Raw genomic sequence first — 21,765 nt, 5'->3', positions numbered from 1 at the left:
AAACACGCTTTTTCTGGTTATTCACTCAAATAACAAAATATCGTAATTAGTCGTACAGCTTCTCGCTGTATACGCCGTCCGCAATCAGTTTGCGGAATGCTTCTGTTACGGAAGCTTTGTCTTCCTGATACGTTACGCCGAACCACTCTGCGTCGGTCGGAAGAACTTTTACTTCTGCTTTTCCTGCGTGCAGCAGCTCGTCGATGTAGATCGGAAGGAGGTACTCGCCTTTTACATCTCCCTCTTTCTGTGCAGAAAGGAATTCAACAAAGCCTTTCTCCAGAAGATCAATGAACTCCGGCTGCAGTCCCCACATGTTCATGGAAACAAGGGAGTTTTTGTCGATCGGATCAACCGTTCCGTCTTCTTTTTCAACGCCTGCGCCCTCTGCGGTCTTTACGATGTTTTTCGTCTCGTTGACACCAGTCAGATTTCCGTTTTCATCAACGACGCAGACACCTCTTGTAACACCGCCGTTGTCACTTAAGGTGTTTCCAAGCACGAATCCTGCCATGGAGATCGGCATAACTTCATCCACATCATGCTCCTGTACAAGGTAGTCGTGCAGTTTTACGAACGGATCTTTTCCGTAATAGTCATCAGCATTGATAACAGCAAACGGCTCTTTTACAAGACCTTTGCAGGCAAGAACGGCCTGGCCGGTTCCCCACGGTTTGGTACGGCCTTCCGGTTTTGCAAAGCCTGCCGGCAGATCATCGAGCTCCTGGAATGCATATTCCACCTCTGTGATTTTGCTGATGCGGTTGCCGATGACTTCCTTGAAATCTTTCTCCAGATCCTTGCGGATGATGAAGACTACTTTGTTGAAGCCGGCTTCCAGTGCATCGTGGATGGAATAATCCATGATGATCTCCCCGTTTGGTCCTACTGGCTCAAGCTGTTTGATTCCCTTTCCAAATCTGCTGCCGATTCCGGCTGCCATGATCACAAGTGCTGTTTTCTTCATAGCGTTTTCCCTTTCTCTTTTCCCCTTTTTTCTCTTGTTTATTCTATCAACAATCGATCCTGTAGACCAATCGTGATTCGCAGCGTTTATTATTATGCTTCTTCCTGCATGCTGCTCAGCTTTGCGGCCTGATCGGCTGCAATCAGACTGTCGATGATTTCATCCAGATCGCCGTTCATGATGGCGTCCAGTTTGTATAAGGTCAGTTTGATTCTGTGATCCGTCACACGTCCCTGCGGGAAGTTGTACGTACGGATCTTCTCGGAGCGGTCTCCCGTTCCGACCTGGCTCTTTCGAAGCTCGGCCATCTCATCGTGCTGTTTCTGCTGCTCTAAGTCGTACAGACGGGCACGCAGAATCTTCAGTGCCTTGTCCTTATTCTTTAACTGTGATTTCTCATCCTGGCAGGAAATGACGATGCCGCTCGGGAAGTGGGTCAGACGGACTGCTGAGTCGGTCGTATTGACACACTGGCCGCCGTTTCCGGAAGCACGGAATACATCGAATTTGTAATCTTTCGGGTCGATCTGTACTTCGACGTCGTCCACCTCCGGCATGATCGCTACGGTCATGGTTGAGGTATGGATTCTTCCGCCGGACTCGGTTTCCGGCACACGCTGTACGCGGTGCGTGCCGCTCTCGTACTTCATCCGGGAGTACGCGCCTGCTCCGTTGATCAGAAGTGTTGCGTCTTTAAAGCCGCCGATTCCGTTTTCATCGGCGCTGGTCAGCTCTGTTTTCCAGCCGCGGCTCTCTGCGTATTTGATGTACATACGGCAGATTTCTGCGGTAAAGAGTGCCGCCTCGTCTCCGCCGGCACCTGCGCGGAACTCTACGATAACGTTCTTGTCATCGTTCGGGTCTTTCGGCAGAAGCAGGACTTTGAGCTCCTGCTCCAGCTCCTCTACGCGTTTTTTCGCATCGGAGAGTTCTTCTTTCAGCATTTCGCGCATCTCTTCGTCGGATTCCTCCTCGAGAAGCATCAGGCTCTCTTCAATGGTCTGTTTCTGTGTTTTATAGTCCTTATATGCGTCTGCGATCGGCTGGAGTTCTGCCTGCTCCTTCATCAGCTTCTGGAACTTCGCCGCATCGGCAGCGACGTCCGGCTCGCTTAACTGATTCAGTACCTCCTCGAGACGCATGAGGATATCATCAAGTTTATCAAACATAAAATGACTGCTCCTTTTTACTGTTTTCGTCTGTTTATGATGTCATTATGGTGTCAAAATTAAAATTCATTTCTGTCAGGGTTTTTTGTGCCAGATACCGGCCACCACGCGGTCCAGGCCTGCCAGATCTTTCAGAACCTGTACATCGGCAAAGCCGTGGGTTTCCATCAGCTCCCGCACTTCATCTCCCTGATCGTATCCAATTTCAAAACAGAGCTTTCCGCCCTCTTTTAAATAGCTTCCTGCCTGCTCTGTAATCTTCCGGTAAAAGACAAGACCGTCCGCACTGCCGTCGAGTGCCATCCGCGGCTCATGGTCGCGCACCTCCGGCATCAGCGTTTCAATCACATCCGTGCGGATATACGGCGGATTGCTTGCGATCACATCGAAGGTTCCCTCGATGTTTTCAAATAAGTTGCTCTTTACGAACGATGCCCGTCCGCCCGCCTGTGCGCCGTTCTTTTCCGCAACCTGTAAGGCTTTCTCGGAGAGATCCGCGCCGATTCCCGTGCAGTCCTCTCTCGTCACAAGAAGCGATATGAGGATGCATCCCGAACCGGTGCAGAGATCGAGAATCCGTGCATCTTTTGGAAGGCCGCGGAGCGCTTCCTCCACAAGAATCTCGGTGTCCTGCCGCGGAATCAGTACATGCTCATTCACAAAAAACGGGATTCCGTAGAACCACGCCTCTCCGGTCAGCTGCTGCAGCGGAATGTGTTCGCCGCGCTTTCTGACCAGCGCTTCGTACTGCTCCTGCTGTTCTTTTGGCATTTCATCTTCACTGTGTACAAAGTAGGTGCTGTGGCTGATCCCGCAGACATGCTCCAGTAAAAGCCATGCGTCCTGCCGGGCTTCCTCCACCCCCTGCTTTTGTAAGTACAGAATAGCGGATTCCAGTGCAGATTTCAAGTTTTTTCTATCGTGCACACTCATCGGTCACGGCTCCTCATGTTCTTTCTTTTCGGTTTTGGCCGGGTACGTATAACCAAAGTTTTCGTTCAGGTACGCTCTCCAGTCAAACACAGCCTCCACAGCGGCGATCGCAACCTCTGCCATCTCGGCATCCGGCTCGCGCGTCGTCAGGTGCTGCAGCATCAGGCCCGGTTTACTGATCAGGTTGACCAGTTTATTGTCACTTTTTCCCGCCAGGCGGATAAATTCATACGAAACGCCCGCGATCACCGGAATGAGAAGCAGGCGGATCACAATTTTCAGCACCGGGGAATCGACCCGGATGAACATGAAAAAGATGATACTGATGACGATGACGTACATAAGAAAGCTCGTTCCGCAGCGCTTGTGCTCCCGGGAACTCTTTAAGACGTTTTCCACGTTCAGTTCCAGACCGTGCTCGACGCAGTTGATGCATTTATGCTCGGCGCCGTGGTACATGAACACGCGCTGAATGTCTTCCATACGGGAAATGGCTGCCAGATAGCCGAGGAACAGTGCCACACGCACAAAGGCCTCTGCCACCGCGGTCAGTGTCGTTCCGGCTCCCGCTTTGTGCAGCAGTTCGGACAGGAAGTACGGCACCATCAGAAAGAGAACGACGGCGATGACAACGGAAAATGTGACGGTTCCGTACATCATCAGCTTGTCTGTCTTTTCTTTTTTCGCTTTCTGCTGCTCCTCTTCCTCTTTCGTCGCCGGCTTTTTCTTTTCCTCCTCCTCGTCCTCATAGAACGAAGCGGAGTACATAAGGGAACTCATGCCGACGATCATCGAATCGGCAAAGCTGAAGACACCGCGCAGAATCGGAACTTTTAAGAGCTCCTTGTGCTTCGTCAGCGGCTTGTGCTGCTCTACTTTAACCTCAATCTCCCCGTCCGGCCGGCGTACTGCGACGGAATAGCGGTCCTTGTTCATCATCATGACGCCTTCCATCACGGCCTGGCCGCCAATATTGGATGATTTCATAATTTACGTTTACCTCCTCAAAGGGGATTTTCTGCATCCGTAACGCAAGAACGGGCTGAGATCTTCCAACCTCAGCCCGTTTTTCATCTTGCTTGATTCAATTCTTATTTCATGCCGTATTTCTTGTTGAACTTCTCGATACGTCCACGAGCTGCAGCAGCTTTCTGCTGGCCAGTGTAGAACGGATGGCATTTAGAACAGATCTCAACGTGGATCTCTTTCTTGGTAGAACCTGTTACGAAAGTATTTCCGCAGTTGCAGGTAACAGTTGCCTGATGGTATTCTGGATGGATTCCTTCTCTCATTTTATTCACCTCTTCTTAATATTGTTATCTTCTCAGATTTACTCTGATGATTTCGTATTTCAGGCTGACAAAATCTCATCAACCTTGCACAGCTTTCTCATTATATCACACAATTTTGAAAATTGCAAGCCTTATACTATTTTTTGTTTCTTTAAAATTTGAATCAGTTCGCCGTTGTTTCTGGTGCGGGCAAACATGTTCAGAATATTTTCCACGGCTTCCTCGGATTTCATGCCGTTTAATGCCCTCCGCATATTGTAAACGGCCTCCTGCTCATCCGGTGTCAGAAGCAGATCTTCTCTTCTTGTTCCCGATTTGGCTATGTCGATGGCCGGGAAGACGCGGCGTTCCTGCAGTTTCCGGTCGAGCACGAGTTCCATGTTTCCGGTGCCTTTGAATTCCTCGTAAACGACATCGTCCATCTTGCTTCCGGTGTCCACAAGCGCCGTTGCAAGAATCGTCAGGCTTCCGCCCTCGCGCATGTTTCTGGCCGCGCCGAAGAACCGTTTCGGCATGTAGAGTGCTGCCGGATCGAGACCGCCGGAAAGGGTACGGCCGCTCGGCGGAACGGTCAGGTTGTAAGCTCTGGCGAGACGTGTGATGCTGTCGATGAAGATCGTAACGTCTTTTTTACTCTCCACAAGACGTTTCGCGCGCTCAATGACCATCTCAGACACGCGTTTGTGGTGCTCCGGCTGCTCATCAAACGTGGAATAGATGACTTCCACATTCGATCCCTGAATCGCTTCTTTAATGTCGGTGACCTCCTCCGGACGCTCGTCGATCAGAAGGATGATCAGATACATCTCCGGGTTGTTCTGCAGGATGGATTTTGCCGCATCCTTCAAAAGCGTCGTTTTTCCGGCTTTCGGCGGGGAGACGATCATGCCTCGCTGGCCTTTTCCGATCGGACTTACAAGATCCACGATCCGCATCGCCATGCTTCCGCCCGGGCGTTCAAGGCGCAGCCGCTCATCCGGGAAGACCGGTGTCATATCTTCGAAATTGCCGCGGCGCATGATCTGGTCGAGCGGCAGATTGTTGACGCTCTTTAAGTATAAAAGGGCGCTGAATTTTTCGGTTGCGGACTTTACTCTCGTGTTTCCGCGGATGATATCTCCTGTTTTCAGTCCGAAACGGCGGATTTGGGACGGGGAAACGTAGACATCGCTGTCGCCCGGCATATAGTTGTCGGAGCGGATAAATCCAAATCCGTCCGGCATGACCTCGAGGATGCCGCAGGCCTCCTGGCCGCTGTCGAGCGTGCTGGTTTCCTGACGCGGTTCCTGTCTCGTCTCTGGTCTTGCTTCCTGACGCAGCGGCTCCTGTCTCATTTCCTGCCCTGCTTCCTGACGCGGCTCCTGTCTTTGCTCTTCCTCACGGTTATTCTGATTATAATTTCGTGGTTCCTGAAATCTACGCTCATTGAAACGCGGCGCTCTTGGACGGTACTCCTGGCGCTCTCCGTTTTCACTGCGCTCTTCCCGGCGGACATACCGCGGTCTCTGGTACGGACGCGCGGTGCCGTTTTCCGAGGTTTCCCGATTCTGGCGCTCCATACCGTCCTCCCGCTTTTCCTGCGGTTCCTGATTCTGATCCTGTACAGTTTCCGTCTTTTTTTCCTCTTTTAGAACCGCCGGCTCTTCCATGTTTTTCTGGTTTTCTTTCTGATCTTCTTCCAGCATCCGCTCAATCAGCGCTTCTTTCCGCAGGGTGGAAATCCCCTTCATGTTTCTGGATTTTGCCAGCGCTTTCAGCGTGCTCAAAGGCAATGACTCATACTTTTCTCTTGTCATACCATTTTTCCTCTATCTATTCTCTATTTGATTTTCGGTTCTGTTTGGAGTTTTTAAGATATTTGATGCGCGAATATTTTTGCTGCAATTATTTAGAATCTGATTTTTGTCATTTTACTGCTGTGGATTTTTCTGCGGTTAGTGGGACTCGAACCCACACGCCGAAAGGCACAGGAACCTAAATCCTGCACGTCTGCCAATTCCGTCATAACCGCATATTATTTTTTCAAAAAAGAAAAACCCCATAGAAAACCTCCATGGGCGTTTTCTATGGGGTATTTAGTGAAGCATCGGGGATTCGAACCCCGGACAACTTGATTAAAAGTCAAGTTTCCTTACCACCTAAAATGCCCATAAATACGCCATTTTCCAACACTTACATGACACGAAAATGACACATTCAGATTCTAGCATATTGTGTCCATCATGTCAAATAAAAAACCGCGTCAATTTTTGACACGGTTTTTCTACAACTCATTTTTCTCTATCTTGCTCCACTACTTTTTCCAGAAGATTGAGCACGTATGAAGGTGGCTTTCTTTCCCCGCTCTCCCAATGGCACAGGGTCCCTTTTGGGATCCCGTACCGCTTGCAAAACTCCCCTTGTGAAAGTCCGGAATGCTCTCTTATTTCTTTAATTGTCATTCTTCCTCTTTTTTCTTTTCCATCCATTCTTTGTTTTTTGCTATCGCGTTATAACTTTTTTCTATTTTCTCCTCAAACCTTTTCTTTTCTTTTTCCATCATTTCACGCTCGTTTTCAATTTTGTTTATAACTTCGTTTGTGATTCCTTTGTTTTCCCGGATCACTTGTCTGGTTTTTCAAGTGTTTTTGCTTTTTTCACATAAAAGAGTCGTGTCAAAATGGCACGACTCTTTTATTTTTTTCTCATGCTTCTTTTTCCGCGAGATCGAGGTCTGATCCATCGAGAAATTCCCCGTCTTCGTCCGTATTACAGTATTCGAGCGCGTATTCGTCTGCAAATACGTATCCGCCGCTTTTCTTGTACGAGCATTTGTATTTGTTTAACTCGGCTTTTGCTAATCCGTACTGGTCGCTAGACCAACGTTTCAGCTCTTCCGGGTTTGCGTTTTCACCGCAAACACAATCTCCTTCGACGAAATTATCAAATTGTTTCTTTGTGTAGCTTCCTACACCATGTTTTAAAATTATCGTATTGTAATACATTTCTGTTTTCTCCTTTTCTGTTTTTTCGGTATCCTCTTTTACTACTCTCTCAAGCAGTTCAAGCACATACCCCGGCGGGTTTCTTTTTCCCGCCTCCCATCCCTCAAGAGTCCTCTTCGGGATGTTGTATTTTCTTGCGAACGCCTCCTGTGTTAAGCCGGAGGCGTTCCGGATTTCTTTTATTTTCATTGTTTTTCTCCTTTATATTCAATAAATTCGTCGTCTGTCTCAACGAATTTATTGATTTCTTCGATCAGCTCCTCTTCGCTGACCGTCTGGAACTCACCGCACTCGTAAGTTCCGTCTTCGAGACGGTGATCATCGAAGCTTCCGCACACCGGGCAGAAGTCAAATTCTGCGGTGGTTCCATAGGAAACCTCCCACATCCCGTTTTCCAAACGGGTGTAGTCCGTCCAGAAGCCATACGCTCCACCGTTTGCTGACTTCTCAGAATCATACTCCGAAAAATCATTAAATCTTACTCTCTGGATTCCTTCCAGACTTTTAATTTTTTTTGCTTTTTCCATTTTAAATTCCTCCTTGATTTTTGTTATGCCTTAACTTTGATTATATAATGCCACTCATCGGCGTATACGTCAATAGGTTATTTTAGTTTTTTTATTTTTTGTAATAAAAAAAGGCGCGGGGAAAATCCCCACGCCTCTTGATATCTTTTATATTTTTTACTGGCGGTTACACCACTCCTGTAAAGCCTTGACCATCGCAGACGGGTAACTGATCACGCCGTCTACCGGTGTGCCGAGCCTTTTCTGGAGCGCGCGGATGGTCTGCGGTCCGAGGTAGCCGTCTGCGGTCACTCCTGCCCATCTCTGCATGGCTTTGATCAGATCGGAGCCGCCGGACAGCTTGCCAGACCATTCAGCCGCCGCGATGCCAGCACAGTATTTTTTGTTGCTCGTCGGCTGATCGCTGATCACGCCGTCTACTCCAATCTTAAAAATCTCCTGCAAGCGTTTGGTCAGCTCATGACCCCACACACCATCGACTGTGATCGCTTTTGAGGTTGATTCTTTGCCCGCGCCGCCATACGTGCAGAATTTTGAATGGCAGTTGATCCAGCCCGCACCGGAGAGCAGTCGTCCCCAGCTTGTATTCTGAATTTCTGTTACCGTATAGCTACCATGATCCGTGATCATGCCGACGATGCGGCTGTCTGCGTTTGGCTGCTCTCTAATATTAAGGTCGGTATTAACCTTGTAGATACCCGGCTCATATTTTCCACTTTCTGGCTGTTCGGCCGATGCCGCACCACTGATCAGGCTCTTAAACCGCTCCCAATCCCCTCTCTCGATGATCTGGCTCGGGCAGTGCTTGCTGCAGATATCATAGTGGCGGTATACGCGGCTGGCCGGAATACCAGTCTCCCGCATGATCTCTTTGACGACCGCTACCGTGTTCTGAAACGCTTTTTCGTAATTATATCCCGCCTGCACGCACATCTCCACACCAATGCTGCTACGGTTGCCGTAGCGTCCAAACAGGTTATTACCGCCGTAATTAACCCCGACGTGCCAGCAGCCACAGCTGTGCGGTGCCGCCTGATAGGCGGTGTCACCATCATCCACGTAATAATGGGCGGACATATTCTGAAAATTGCCGTTATACTGCGCTCGTGCGTGTGCCAGCGCGTCTGCTCCGGCGGCGAAGTTATCCGTGTTGTGGACTACGATACATTTAGGATCGTTCTCACTGTAAGTGTTCGTGTTACTGATTAATGATCTGTCAATTCTCATTTGTCGATGCTCCTTTTCCCAAAATTTCGATTCTTAGGAACATTGTACTCTTTTTCTCACGGCTCTTTGTAGGCTTGTTAGACTACGTATCGGTGATGGCTGTATCTTACGTTTTCCTGCGTTACAACGATGAATTTACGATATCAAACGAAAAGAATAGCTCAACTGTTCGTCGAGCTATTTCCATTTTTTTCGTTTCATTCAGTTCCTGTATTAATTCTCTATATCTGCTTAATCTCTGAGTTTGATCTACCATCTTAAATACCCCAAAAATTTTCCTCTATTCGCTGCCGCTTCTATCGATACGTTAAAATATTCTGCTATTTTAGATGTATCAACCATATTTCCCTCTGCCACTTTGTTTAATACAGCAAGATATTCTGTCGCCGGCATTAAAAAAGCTGCCGCAAACTCATTTGCTTGATATTCCTTTTCTGAATTTCCAATTCGATGATAAATATTATTCTCCTGTTTTTCCCACAATTCATTATTGGTTCGATAACCCATGTGAAGAAAAAGATGGCCTAATTCATGTGCTATTGTAAAACGTTCTCTTTTTTCATCTTGAAAAGGAGATACAATAATTTTAAATCCATTTCCTTCTTTCTCAACGGCACCATCAGAAAAAAAAGCTTCCTTCTGGATAGTACCACCTAGCTTTTCAACAATTTCATCAATATTTCCAATTGGTACAGATATATTGTACGCACTCAATACATCTTCCGCTAATGAATTAATCATTCTTCTAGTAGAATTATCCATTGTCACTTTTCCTTTCCTCTATAATGTCAATATATTATAACACAGTTTCTTTTATATATTCAATACCACTTATTCTTATATATAGTAATATTATTAATGAACTAGAACTTGATTAGTATAAGCTATTCTGTGGAACAATCCAATATTTTTCTCCAAGAAAACGCTTTCCATCTAATCGCCGTATAATAACACAATGGAGAAAAAATTTCGATTGCCCAATTATTACATATTTCGCATTAGTATCTAATCGAGGAGGTCGTTCGCCAAGTATCGAATAGCCATACTTACATTTTGTTTTGTACTGAAACATATAAATTTCTCCTTTCTTAGTTCTATAGCTAAAATAAATATATAAACCATTATAATCACCACAATATAATCCGTGTGTATATATAAGACAAGCACCAGTTACCATAAATGTGCCAAATGGGAAATTCCTTTGTTTGTCAATGTTTGATATGTTCAATCAGCCGGTTACTATTTTGTTTTTAAGACAATTGTATTTTTTTCCACTCATCCCAAGTAGTAGATTTGATTTTCATCCATATAGTTCCAGCGTAAGAAAAAAGCACAACAATTCCGTATTTGCTGCCGGTTGTGCTTTGATATGCAAGTAGAAATCCGCCTCTGCCATCCGGAGAACCTTGATAGACACTTACTGTGCTTTGTATTGTGAATAACCTAATTTCTCCATAGTCACATTTTATAAGTACATCTTCAGCAAGATCAGAAGCAGAAGCTATGTTTTCTGAGCTCCTGAGCCGGTTACTATTTAATTCGTTAATAGCTCCCGGGATTGTCTTATTAGTCGTCTCGAGCTGAGAGATACCCTCAGACACGATTTTCTTAGCAATCCATTTCCACAGATTACCGAAAGTAAACTTTTTATTCACTTTGGCTGGGGTGTCGTAGATGAGAGCAAGGTCGGTGTCTACCGGTTCTGTTTTTTCGGTGTAATCTGTGAATTTTGCCATATTAGTTTTCCTCCTTATTGAGCTGATTATTTTCAATATATTCATCAATTGCGGCGATATGCTTTTTCAATTCCGGGTTAACCGCGACAAAATTGCCGCGGTTATTCTGACTGATAAGGTCGCCGGAATCGTCCACCTCTGAATAGGTGTAAGCGATCCGGATGCCCTCACCGGTTACTAATTTAGTAAAACTTGTTAAGACTTTCATACGTGCTCCTTTCATGCTATGATTTTCGATTCTACATAATCAATATACGTCTGATAGCCGATTTCGCTGTAGTCCAATTCCGGCTCTTTTTCATATGAAGTTTCGTTCTTTTCCAGTCTTTCTAGCGTGTAATCTGCCTGTTTAGCTTTCAGCTCCCATGAAAAGCTAAGATTTGGTGTTCCTTTGACCAAAAAGTAGTCTGCCGTTTTTTCCTCGATCCACAGGTCGCCGCATCCCTCTTTCTGCAAGAACACGTTATACTTGTCATTTCTCAGCACTGTTTCGCCGAAAATATCGTCAATCTGAACGTAGCACAGGCCGTTTTCGTCCGTTTCCGCTTCTCCGATGTCTCCGAAGAACGGGCTTGGCATCTCATAGCAATACTGGAGACGCTGACCGTAGTTTTCGGTATCTACAATTCTATTTTTGGTTCCAGAAGTATAGATTCCCTCTGTGGTTACACGTGAACCTTTTCCAAGTCCATTTCCTATTACATAGAAGCCGCCGTTTGCATCCTCTTTTCCGGCTTTCATGTATACGCCATAATTCGAAAGTGAATCAGTGACAGAGGAATATCCGGAAAGATCGTCTGTGTAACACATTCCGAAGTGTCCGCTTGTCCACGTGCTACCAATTCCAGCTCCCGTTGATTGATCAAGCAATCGAACGCCAGGGAATACGTACGGATTCATTTCAAAAATATATTTTTTCCGAGTAACGCCAAGTCCCAAGTTAGCCGTACTGTCAACTTTTACGCCGCCTGTGGAGATTTTGACAGCTTCATTTCCGTTGACCGTGCATTGTATATAGTCATTTTGTGACTCAAGGTGGATCTGCGTACCATATATGGAACCTTTTTGCAAATTAAAACCGTCTTTGTTCCAGCTTCCGATCTTATTTCCACTGGAATCATACACTTCCGCTTGACCGTTGCCGTTGTTGACTCCGCCAAGTTTTAAGGTTCCGCCTTGTGCGTACGAGAAATTGAGGAACAGTTTTCCATCTTTCAAGAAAATGCCCTGTGCCGCGCCGTTATTGGTGAGTCGGTTAAAAATTTCAAGCTGTGTTAAGGCCTTGTCAAGTGCATCTACCGCGGAGTTGTCCGTATACTTATTTCTCTTCTGCCAATCTCCGGCAACATACGAGCCGGACTCTCTGGCGGTTACGCAAGTCATGATATCGGCACTCGTCGAGTCAAACCAGAGGTCTCCTACCGCATACGGCGTGGTTGGCTGTTTTACAAAAATCTGCGCTTTTCCGTCGATGGCATCGTAGACACCGCTCGGCGGCTCTGCTTTCATCGGCTCCCACGCGGTGCCGCTGTAGATATAGGACTTCTGCTCGGTCGTGTTGTACCACAAATCACCCTTATGCTGCTTTTTCAGTGCGTCCGTTGTCCACGACTTAGCTGGGTCTGTGCTCTGCCGCCACGTTTCCGCTTTTCCGTCTATCTGATTCTTAACATCAGCAAGAGTGTTTGCGTACTCTCCCTTGATCCAGTTGTTAAGAGAGGAGTCATCCGTGTATTTATTCCGCTTCTGCCAATCGGATGCCACGTATGAGCCAGACTCACGAGCCACAACGCAGGTCAGAATGTCGGATGTCGCCGAGCTGAACCAGAGGTCGCCGATCGAGTACGGAGGTTTTGGCTGGCTTACGAAAATCTGAGCCTTTCCATCAATGATGTCGAAAACATCGTTCGGGATGCTCATTTCATGCCAAATTCCGGCTTGATAGATGTATTCCTTATTGGTCGATGGGTTTTTCCAGAGATCGCCATCGTGAACCATCTTTTCACTTTCAATCACGGTCATGATTGCCGCGCCGGTGCTGTCCGTAACGGTCGCTCCGGTGTGATCCAGCAACGCTTCTTCGGTCGTTCCCGTCCACTGCAAGGATGGGTCGGTTGTCTGATACCATGTTTCTGCTTTTTTGTCGATCGAATTGGAGATTTTCTCCATTTCTTCGTCATATGCAGTGATGAAATCGCCCAGTTCCTTGCTGACTGCTTTTACGGCGGAGTCATCCGTATACTTATTTCTCTTCTGCCAGTCTCCGGCAACATAAGAGCCGGACTCTCTGGCTGTTACGCAGGTCATGATGTCCGCGGTCGATGAGTCAAACCAGAGGTCGCCGATCGAGTACGGAGGTTTTGGCTGGCTTACGAAAATCTGAGCCTTTCCATCAATGATGTCGAAAACATCGTTCGGGATGCTCATTTCATGCCAAATTCCGGCTTGATAGATGTATTCCTTATTGGTCGATGGGTTTTTCCAGAGATCGCCATCGTGAACCATCTTTTCACTTTCAATCACGGTCATGATTGCCGCGCCGGTGCTGTCCGTAACGGTCGCTCCGGTGTGATCCAGCAACGCTTCTTCGGTCGTTCCCGTCCACTGCAAGGATGGGTCGGTTGTCTGATACCATGTTTCTGCTTTTTTGTCGATCGAATTGGAGATTTTCTCCATTTCTTCGTCATATGCAGTGATGAAATCGCCCAGTTCCTTGCTGACTGCTTTTACGGCGGAGTCATCCGTATACTTATTTCTCTTCTGCCAGTCTCCGGCAACATAAGAGCCGGACTCTCTGGCTGTTACGCAGGTCATGATGTCCGCGGTCGATGAGTCAAACCAGAGGTCGCCGATCGAGTACGGAGGTTTTGGCTGGCTTACGAAAATCTGAGCCTTTCCATCAATGGCATCGTAGACACCGCTCGGCGGCTCTGCTTTCATCTGTTCCCACGCGCTACCGTTGTAGATATAGGATTTCTGCTCGGTCGTGTTGTACCACAGATCACCCTTATGCTGCTTTTTCAATGCGCCCGTTGTCCACGACTTAGACGGGTCTATGCTCTGTCTCCACGTTTCGGCTTTCCCGTCTATCTGATTCTTAACATCAGCAAGAGTGTTTGCGTACTCTCCCTTGATCCAGTTGTTAAGAGAGGAGTCATCAGTATATTTATTTCTTTTTTCCCAGTCTGTAGCATTAAAATTTCCGCTCTCTCTCGCAGTCGTACAGGTCATAATATCTGCACTGGAAGAATCGAACCATAAGTCACCCACATCATACGGCGTAGTTGGCTGCTTAACGAAAATCTGAGCCTTGCCATCAATCGCGTCAAATACGGCTTGCGGCGGCGTTGATGTCATTTCCTGCCATGCTGAGCCATTATAGATATAAGTTTTCTGGTTCTCTGTGTTGTTCCACAAGTCGCCCTTATGCTGGGCTTTCAGCTCATCCGTTGTCCAATTGGCCGCCGGATCAGTGCTCTGCCGCCACGTTTCCGCCTTACCGTCAATCTGAGTAGACAAGTTGGCAATAGTCTCTTTGTAGTCGCCGGAAAGGAAGTTTTCAAGCGCGGTATCGTCTGTATAAGTATCTTTTTTCGCCCAGTCGGACGCATTATACTTTCCAGATGTGCGCTTAACTACGCAGACAAGGATATTTGTTCCGGTGAACCATGTATCGCCTACGTCATAAGGGGGAATCGGTTCGCCAACAAAAATCTGCGCCTTGCCGTCGATTTTGTCAAAAACATCGTCTGGAACGCTCATTTCATGCCAGCTTCCGTCCTTATAGATGTATTCGACATTGTTAGTCGTGTTATGCCACAAGTCGCCGTTATGAGCCGCTTTTTCGCGTTCCCATACGGTCAGAATGTTTGCGCCGGTGCTGTCTGTGATATTTGCGCCGGTATGGTCCTGCAATGGTTCAGATGTGCTATTATCTGTCCATTGGAGCGCCGGATCTGTTGCTTGGAACCACGTTTCGGCTTTCTTGTCAATCGAATTAGAGATTTCGACAAGCGTTTCTGCATAATCAGTGTAAATGAAGTTGTTAAGCGCAGAATCATCTGTATACTTAACTGCCTTGATCCAATCAGACGCATCATAGGAGCCGGACTGACGTGAGCGCTGGCATCTCATAAGATCGGAAGTGTCATTGCCCACCCACAGGTCACCTACATCGTACGGAGGATACGGCGTAGCTGTAAAAACGCGGCGCTTTGAGTCTGCTGTGTCTTTGGCTTCTGCGGCTTTCTGCATAGCAAGCGTGATATCGGTATCCTGTACGAGCTGCCAGCTCCACGCTGATCCGTCTTTCTGGAAGCGGTACGCATAGCCTTTCGACTTCCAATAGAATAAGTCTCCCTCATGAGCCGTCTTCTTCTCCTCGGTATCCCATTCTTTCGCCGGAACGTTGTTGAGCGTAGGCTCGTAATCGTAATAGAACGTTTCGATCTGACCGTCAATCTGCTTTTGCAGGTTGGAAATCATAGGGTTGTATATATTGCTCTTAAAGTCGTTCAGAGAAGATTCCGCTTTTTTTTCGGCTATATCTGCCACCGTTTCGCCCTGAATGGAAAGAGAAACCACGCTAAGCCGGACTTCTCCCGTCTCAGCATCCATGTAGACGGTCTGTTTTCCGTTTCTGTCCTGGATGATAAGGGTTCCGCCAACTCCCCAATCGAAATTGATGCCGATAGTAGTCATGATCTTAGCTATCATGACTCCATCTACAGTAAATCCACCGTTCCAAGTCTTTCCGCCGTCGGTCGATGCTGTGATTGTATCAGCTGTAATTTTGAAAACACTTTTGGATTCCGCAAGTGTAGGCTTATCGTGCAGATAGTAGATGCTGCTGCCGTCCGGCTGCACTTCGCTTGAAATATAGGTTCCGGGCGCGTTGGAAACCTGTTTTTCGAGAGCGTCCATCTGTTTTTCAAATTCTTTTTTAATAACCTGCTGCTGCTTTTTGAGATTCTGGTATACTTTCGAGCCAGATGTCGCCTTTTGCGACTTTACGGTTTCTGGGCTGTCTGTATCGCATGAAATAGACGTACTGCCAAGGTACGTGTAAGTAATATTGCTCAGAACCGAAAAGAAAAGATTTCCTTTCATATCCTGCACGAAACACGGGTCCATAAACTCAGCAAGCGGGTTTGAAATGTGATCTCCGCTGAAAGTGTAAAATTCCAGACCAACAATAACATTTCCGATTAGCTGCAGTGCCTGTGCTTCTTTGCCGGAAATCAATGGATTTTCGATCAAGAAGCAGTAATCTTCCGAACCTACAATATAAGATTGCTTTTCGTCTCCATCGTCATTCTCCGCCTTAACTCCAGTTATCCGAATCATATCTGTCGAAATGCTCGGATTCTTCTGAAATCCAGAAAAATTCTGTGCTTTCGTGTAATCATACGTGCCATCTGACTTTTTAAGGCCGGAAAAATCATAGCTCTTAATAATAACAGCACCGTTGGAATCGCACATGGCATTTCCGCCAGCAATCATAGCGATATATCCGAGCATCTCCCTGCATGTAACATTTTCAGAAATTGCATCTACCACGAAATCACCATTTGTGAATTTCGCGCTGCCAGCAACAAGATTACACTGAATGCAGACATCCCGATAGATATTAAATATAGTCGCCGGAAACGTCGTATTTGCAACGTAACTATCGGATGTTTTCGCCATGTAATCTGCAGCAACAAGCGTAATTGTGGATCCCGGCGTGGTCGGCTCAACTACAGAAAAGATTCCCTCTTTGATTTTTTCTACGCTTCCATCATCCAGCGTCATTCCCGTAAAAAGCGTGATTTCTGCGCCGTAAAAGTCAATGGCATCAAATCTTCCGTCGTAGTTATCCAAATTAAGCTCTATTGTTCTTGAAAGCGCCACACCGAGGGGGAATGAACTTCCCCCATTGGTGGTGATGCTGTTACCGTCAATTCGAAAATCTTTGGACGGATCCAGAGTCAATTTTGTGCCGTTCCGTAAAACCACGTTCGCGTACGCATAACATGCAGAACCGTTTTCTACTTTTTTCCTAAATTCTGTGCTTACATTTTTCATGATGGGTCAATCCTCGTTACCTGGAAACTAAGACTTGTGCATTTTTCCTCGCCCTCTTTGAGGGAATACATCGCTGTGTCAACGTTTGCAACATAAAAAGCATGTGTCTCCCATTTTGCGGTTTTGATATTGAAATAATGGAAATTGAACTGAGACTTGAAAACAGTCTTTGAAAGGATTTCCGCTGCTGCTTCAAGGGTAATATCGGTCCATTTAAGGTTATACGCTTCAACGGTGAATAACCTTGTGTTGACCATTTTGCCGTTCATAAGCCGCCCGGAATCGTCCGAAGATGTTGCTGCAAAAGCAATTGTGTAACCATCTTCGTCAACATCTGGCGGCGTGTAGCCATCAAACTGCAAATGATTTTGTGCCATGTATGCCCTCCTTAAGTCGTAGACAGCTCGAATGGGTTATTTCCACCCTGTATCTGCTGCAGCTTTGCTTCGCTGATTGTTTCCTTGAACAGGACTTTTCTGTCCAACTGTGCAACGAAAGTATAGCTTCCATTGCCTTTTCCAGACTCTTCCCGGACAATCTTACGGATAAGCCCCTCTGGTGCTTCGATATTGTTTCCGCTTTTCTGATCTCCGAGCATTGCCAGAAACTCCTGGTTTGGTGGGATGACCGCACCGGATGCCAGATGTGGGATTCTTCCGATAGTTGGAATATTTACATGCGGAATTCTATTCACGCCGCGGATCAGATTATTGATTGCTCCGATTGCCTGATTAACCATGCTGATGATCCCATTAATCGGAGCACGCACAACATCACCAATTCCGCTCATGATACTCGAAAAGATATTTTTGACGCTCTGCCAAGCATTCCGCCAGTCACCAGTAAACGCGTATTTAATAAAATTCATAATCCCAATAAATACGTTTTTCATAGTTCCGAATATTGACTTAATCAAATCGCAAAGAACCTGCGGAGCAATGCCAGCTACGCCAAAATATTTTACCCAGTCAACAGAGAATAATTTTTTCACCAGTGACATAAATGGAGTTAAAATATAGTCTCCAATCCATTCAATTACAGCGCCGCATGTATCCGCAAATCCCTGTGCTATTTGTCCTGCACCGGAAAAAGCTTTTTTCCAGTCGCCCGTAAACACACCAACAAGGAAATCGATCAAACCGCCGAGCATATCCAGAATTCCGTTCGCCATTTCTACCGCAGCGCCCAATAAATCAATAGCCGCGTCGCCTAGCCATTGTACTACAGGAGCCAATAACGGAATTACATTTTGAAGAATCCAATTAATAAGGGGAACAAGAACGTTATTCCAAATTTGCTGTAGCGCATCAATGATTTTTGCGCACACATCAAGGAATTTATCGACAAAATCTGTAAGAGGTCCATTAATCAAATCTTCGAGCCGCGTTCCCCATTCATCGATGATAGGCACTACATAACTATTGTAAAGATCAAGCAGTGTTTCCAAAATAGACGCACAGCCTGATTCGAAGTCATCAATAAATGGCTTAACGCTCTCATCATAAAATGCAATAATTTTGTCGGATGTATCGTTTAAAAAGTCCTCGATAACCTGCGCGAGATGTTGTATCGGAGCAATTGTATTATTAATTGCTTCTGTTATCTTATCCTTGTTGTCAATCCACGGCTGTGAAATAAGATACATCTTATCCCGTTCGTATCGTGAAAAAATTTCTACGGCCAGACCTCCCAAAGTTGCAAAAATTCCAATAATATTTCCAGTCAGATCCTGTGCCGTCTGTGTTCCAAACGTGTTTGCAAACACTTCGGCTATGGTTTTTGCAATAAGACCAAACTGATCTGCCATTTCTGTGCCGACGTTAAAAATATCAACCAAGAATTTCTTGACTCTATCCTTATTTCTGCTTAGATAGCTTTCAAAACCGCCTACAAGATTAACAGCCAGTGTAAGACCTACGCTTGCTATTGATCCGGCTACGACCCCGAGATTATAGATTACAGATTCTGCAAAGCGTTTTGCGGCTCCTACTACTTCCGGGTCCGTGAAGATCTCCGCAAGATTCCTTTTGATGGATGCCAGATCCTTTTTCAGCTCTGCAAGCTGCGGTTTGTAATCTCCAAGGCCATCCCAGAAGCCGGACATAAACATGTCTTTAATCTTTTTCAGTAAATCAAAAACTTTCTGCAGATTATCCAGAAAAGCGTTAGGGATCTGCTCTTCCGTGAACATCGGCGCACTGCCTGTTCCTCCTCCACCGCCGCCAGCTCCCGGGGATTTGCCGCCCCCGCCGCTGCCGGAACCGCTGTCGCTTTTCGAATCCATCTTGTTCAGATCATCGAGAGGAGAAAGGTATTTTTCCGTTGCTTCTGCGGCCGCATCTGCCGCATCTGCCGCGTCGTTGGTTGCGTCCGCTACATCTTCCGCACTCGATGCCGTATCGCTTAGAGATGCCGCGTAATCCTTCTGAACAGCTAATGCTCGAGTATATGTTTTCTTACCAGACAGCATCGAAAAGAACATGCTTACGTAAGTTGCCGCGGTGCTAAGCATGTCGATGAATTTTGACAGAATCGGTGCAATCGCTGTAAGAATCGGCGCAAATGCTGTCGCAAGACTGTTTTTGAGCCGTTCCAAGCTGCCCCACAACATAGAGATAGCCGAGTTGGTTGAGCCGGATTCCTGCGCCAAATTTGACATTCCAGCCACAACCGCGCTTCTCAGCTTATTGAAAAGAACGAATAATGAGCGGATGCCTAGACCGTATTTTAGCAACGTCATAATTCCGTTTTTGGCATTTCCCGCCGCGCTTCCGGTCTCTTTCAGCGAATTTGCGGCTTTCCTTCCGCTGTCAGCCACTTTTTTATTTGAATTTGCCAGCTTTTCTCCGTCGCCAGCGGCTTTTTTTGTTGCTGCGCTGCTTGCTGATTTCGAATAATTATCAATGGTGTCTTTTACGCCGTCATATGACGTTTTCAGCCGGTCATTGATATTTGCCAGCTTTTCTTCTTCCTGCGCCAGTTTTTCCGTCGACGCTGCTGCTTCTTTTGTAGGTTCGGTATTAATCGTTGCAGTACCGGCTTCTTCCATCTCACGCATTTTGTTTGCGACCGAATCGTATTTGTCACGTAAAAAGTCAAGGTCAACCGCAAGCTCTCCCATTTCTGCCGTCTTACTTCCGTCATCATTCGACGACCAAAGTTCATCCCATTTTTCTTTGGTAATCGAAATTTTCTCATCCAATTTCGCAAGTTCTGACTCAAGCTGTGCGTACTGCTGGGTTGGAGTTTCTGATCCTAGTGCGGACGTGAACGCTCTTCCTGTTTCTTCAAGATCCTGCAACTCACCTTTTGCATATTCAATTGTTTTTGCGAGCTGGTCAATATCATACTGATAGCTCTTATACTTTTTGCTGTCTTCACTTCCGCCCAGCGCCACAAATTTTTCCTGCGCATAGATTAGTTTGTCCATCTGCGTCTTAGCAGACTCTATCTGTGCCTGAATCTCTTTGTATTCGTCGGTCGGTATCTGCTGTTTTCCGAGTTCAGCAACCTTTTCTTTGAGCTGTTCGACTCTTTTTTCCTGCTCTCTGTACTGATCGTTCAGCTTCGAGAACGCGTTCGCCTGTTTGTTGAGTGATGCTTTGGCCTTGTCTCCAAGACCATTAATAGACGAGATACACTGCCGCACATTCGCTTCCAGCTCCTTACTGCCAGCTTTTGCGCCGTTGGTGTCAATCTCCGTATCAATGATGATATAGCCGTCAGCCTGTCCCGCCATGCGTTTTTCCTTCCTACCGTGTAACTTTTAACGGTTTGTGCCGGTACTCCGTATGCTCCGGCAGTTATTTTGATATTCCAAAAAGCTCTCTAAGAGCTGCTTTTTCTTCTTCGCTTCTCTGGCCGCTTGCCGATTTGAGATCGATGATAGCCTTATTATCCCTGTAATATTCCTGTTCCCACTTGTCCAGTTTCTTTCCTTTGGCTTTTTTATCTCGGATACTTACCACAGTTGCGAACGTGCCTTCCCCGATCTCCATGTAGAAAGCAAAAAAAGTCCACCAGTGCAGATACTTCTGACCGCGCACATCTTTTCCGGCAACCTTATTGATGGACGGAATAATAATGGTTGCATCCTGTATCCAGTCCATTAATTTTGGCCTTTTTCGCTTTGTGTCCTCTGAAAAACCGCAGTCAATAAATTCACATGCTTTTTCCGCAGCTTCTTCCCATTCTCCGGGTGGCATATCGTCAAAATCAATATAGAGGATAGCTAACATACTTATGACCTGTTCCGCCCTCTTTTCGTCCTCGGTCATATCTGGTTCGAAAATCTCGGGATCGTTCATACATTGCAAAATATCCAATACCACTCGATAATCTGAGCGTATTGGATATTCTTTTCCTGCAACGTTGAGCGATGTCGGAAGGCTCCACGCGTCCATTATTTACGATATTTTGTAACGTACTTATTCATACGTGTTCGAACTTTTTTCGCCCTGTGTTCGGTCTCAGTTTCGATCACGCGGCCGATAGCGTCAACAACTTCTTCGAAAAACAGTTTTCCAGAAGCAAGCGGAGAGAACGGGCCTAAGATGCTGAAAAATGATTCTTTTGAATCCGATCCGATCAGATAGGAAAGCTCATCAGCAACCATGTTTTCAACCTTTTTGATGTCCGCCGGTTCGTTTTCAGGCGCTGAAAAGCTGTTCAGATGCTCTACAACCTCATCATATCGCGAGATAAGATTGGTGTCGGACGGTCGAAAATCAAATTTCCCGTATACATGGCCCTGCTTATTTTTGATATAATAAGTTTTTAAGCCATCATCAATAATGATGTCGTTACTCTGCGGTTTTACCAGTTTATTGCTCATCTAAAAGCTCCTTTCTATTCGTGTGTGATC

Annotated in this window: 19 protein-coding genes and 2 tRNA genes; all 21 read right to left on the bottom strand. The window is 46.3% G+C overall.

What is annotated here, in order from left to right; translation table 11 throughout:
- Positions 1-46 precede the first annotated feature (46 nt).
- Positions 47-967, bottom strand: a complete 921-nt coding sequence (locus DWX32_RS11725; RefSeq protein ID WP_055219722.1) for a nucleotidyltransferase family protein — start codon at positions 965-967, stop codon at positions 47-49.
- Positions 968-1,059: 92 nt separating this feature from the next.
- Entirely contained in the window at positions 1,060-2,136 is a 1,077-nt protein-coding gene (prfA, locus tag DWX32_RS11720) for a peptide chain release factor 1 (protein WP_022462136.1), read from the bottom strand.
- 75 nt (positions 2,137-2,211) lie between these two features.
- Positions 2,212-3,069: a peptide chain release factor N(5)-glutamine methyltransferase gene (prmC, locus tag DWX32_RS11715; RefSeq protein WP_118660162.1), complete on the bottom strand. Its 858-nt coding sequence runs from the start codon at positions 3,067-3,069 to the stop codon at positions 2,212-2,214.
- Positions 3,070-3,072: 3 nt separating this feature from the next.
- Positions 3,073-4,056, bottom strand: a complete 984-nt coding sequence (locus DWX32_RS11710; protein WP_118660160.1) for a DUF1385 domain-containing protein — start codon at positions 4,054-4,056, stop codon at positions 3,073-3,075.
- 104 nt (positions 4,057-4,160) lie between these two features.
- Positions 4,161-4,361 (bottom strand): 50S ribosomal protein L31, encoded by a 201-nt coding sequence (gene rpmE / locus DWX32_RS11705; protein WP_022462139.1) that lies wholly within the window; start codon positions 4,359-4,361, stop codon positions 4,161-4,163.
- Between the two features lie 131 nt (positions 4,362-4,492).
- The gene (gene rho / locus DWX32_RS11700; protein WP_118660158.1) at positions 4,493-6,157 is read right to left on the bottom strand and encodes a transcription termination factor Rho; all 1,665 of its coding nucleotides are present in this window, start codon (positions 6,155-6,157) and stop codon (positions 4,493-4,495) included.
- A 133-nt stretch (positions 6,158-6,290) separates the two neighbouring features.
- Positions 6,291-6,372 (bottom strand) — tRNA-Leu (locus DWX32_RS11695).
- 68 nt (positions 6,373-6,440) lie between these two features.
- Positions 6,441-6,510, bottom strand: a tRNA-Lys gene (locus DWX32_RS11690).
- A 121-nt stretch (positions 6,511-6,631) separates the two neighbouring features.
- Entirely contained in the window at positions 6,632-6,802 is a 171-nt protein-coding gene (locus tag DWX32_RS20750) for a helix-turn-helix domain-containing protein (RefSeq protein ID WP_118660156.1), read from the bottom strand.
- Positions 6,799-6,966 (bottom strand): hypothetical protein, encoded by a 168-nt coding sequence (locus DWX32_RS19660; RefSeq protein ID WP_158579584.1) that lies wholly within the window; start codon positions 6,964-6,966, stop codon positions 6,799-6,801. Before DWX32_RS19660 ends, DWX32_RS20750 begins: the two co-directional genes overlap by 4 nt.
- 79 nt (positions 6,967-7,045) lie before the next feature.
- Complete coding sequence (locus tag DWX32_RS11675) at positions 7,046-7,534, bottom strand: helix-turn-helix domain-containing protein (RefSeq protein ID WP_118660152.1); 489 nt, start codon at positions 7,532-7,534, stop codon at positions 7,046-7,048.
- Positions 7,531-7,872, bottom strand: a complete 342-nt coding sequence (locus DWX32_RS11670) for a hypothetical protein (protein WP_118660150.1) — start codon at positions 7,870-7,872, stop codon at positions 7,531-7,533. The genes DWX32_RS11675 and DWX32_RS11670 overlap by 4 nt, the downstream gene beginning before the upstream one ends.
- Before the next feature lie 156 nt (positions 7,873-8,028).
- On the bottom strand, positions 8,029-9,099 hold the full coding sequence (locus DWX32_RS20150) for an N-acetylmuramoyl-L-alanine amidase (protein ID WP_118660148.1): 1,071 nt from the start codon (positions 9,097-9,099) through the stop codon (positions 8,029-8,031).
- Between the two features lie 249 nt (positions 9,100-9,348).
- Positions 9,349-9,861: an ImmA/IrrE family metallo-endopeptidase gene (locus DWX32_RS11660; protein WP_117760945.1), complete on the bottom strand. Its 513-nt coding sequence runs from the start codon at positions 9,859-9,861 to the stop codon at positions 9,349-9,351.
- Positions 9,862-10,349: 488 nt separating this feature from the next.
- Positions 10,350-10,835 (bottom strand): hypothetical protein, encoded by a 486-nt coding sequence (locus tag DWX32_RS11650; protein ID WP_118660146.1) that lies wholly within the window; start codon positions 10,833-10,835, stop codon positions 10,350-10,352.
- A gap of 1 nt (position 10,836) precedes the next feature.
- Positions 10,837-11,043 (bottom strand): hypothetical protein, encoded by a 207-nt coding sequence (locus DWX32_RS11645; RefSeq protein WP_118660144.1) that lies wholly within the window; start codon positions 11,041-11,043, stop codon positions 10,837-10,839.
- An 11-nt stretch (positions 11,044-11,054) separates the two neighbouring features.
- Positions 11,055-16,901, bottom strand: coding sequence for a hypothetical protein (locus DWX32_RS11640; RefSeq protein ID WP_118660142.1), 5,847 nt, complete (start codon positions 16,899-16,901; stop codon positions 11,055-11,057).
- Entirely contained in the window at positions 16,898-17,278 is a 381-nt protein-coding gene (locus DWX32_RS11635) for a hypothetical protein (protein WP_118660140.1), read from the bottom strand. The genes DWX32_RS11640 and DWX32_RS11635 overlap by 4 nt, the downstream gene beginning before the upstream one ends.
- Positions 17,279-17,289: 11 nt before the next feature.
- Positions 17,290-20,640 carry a hypothetical protein gene (locus DWX32_RS11630; RefSeq protein ID WP_118660138.1) on the bottom strand — a complete coding sequence of 1,117 codons (3,351 nt, stop codon included), beginning with the start codon at positions 20,638-20,640 and terminating at the stop codon, positions 17,290-17,292.
- Positions 20,641-20,704: 64 nt separating this feature from the next.
- The gene (locus DWX32_RS11625) at positions 20,705-21,304 is read right to left on the bottom strand and encodes a Gp15 family bacteriophage protein (RefSeq protein WP_118660136.1); all 600 of its coding nucleotides are present in this window, start codon (positions 21,302-21,304) and stop codon (positions 20,705-20,707) included.
- A complete protein-coding gene (locus DWX32_RS11620; RefSeq protein ID WP_118660134.1) occupies positions 21,304-21,735 on the bottom strand; it encodes a hypothetical protein in 432 nt (143 codons plus the stop codon). The genes DWX32_RS11625 and DWX32_RS11620 overlap by 1 nt, the downstream gene beginning before the upstream one ends.
- Positions 21,736-21,765 lie beyond the last annotated feature (30 nt).

Source organism: Blautia sp. AF19-13LB, from assembly GCF_003479105.1.
Classification (GTDB): Bacteria; Bacillota; Clostridia; order Lachnospirales; family Lachnospiraceae; genus Fusicatenibacter; species Fusicatenibacter saccharivorans.
This window is presented reverse-complemented; position numbering and strand designations above follow the sequence as displayed.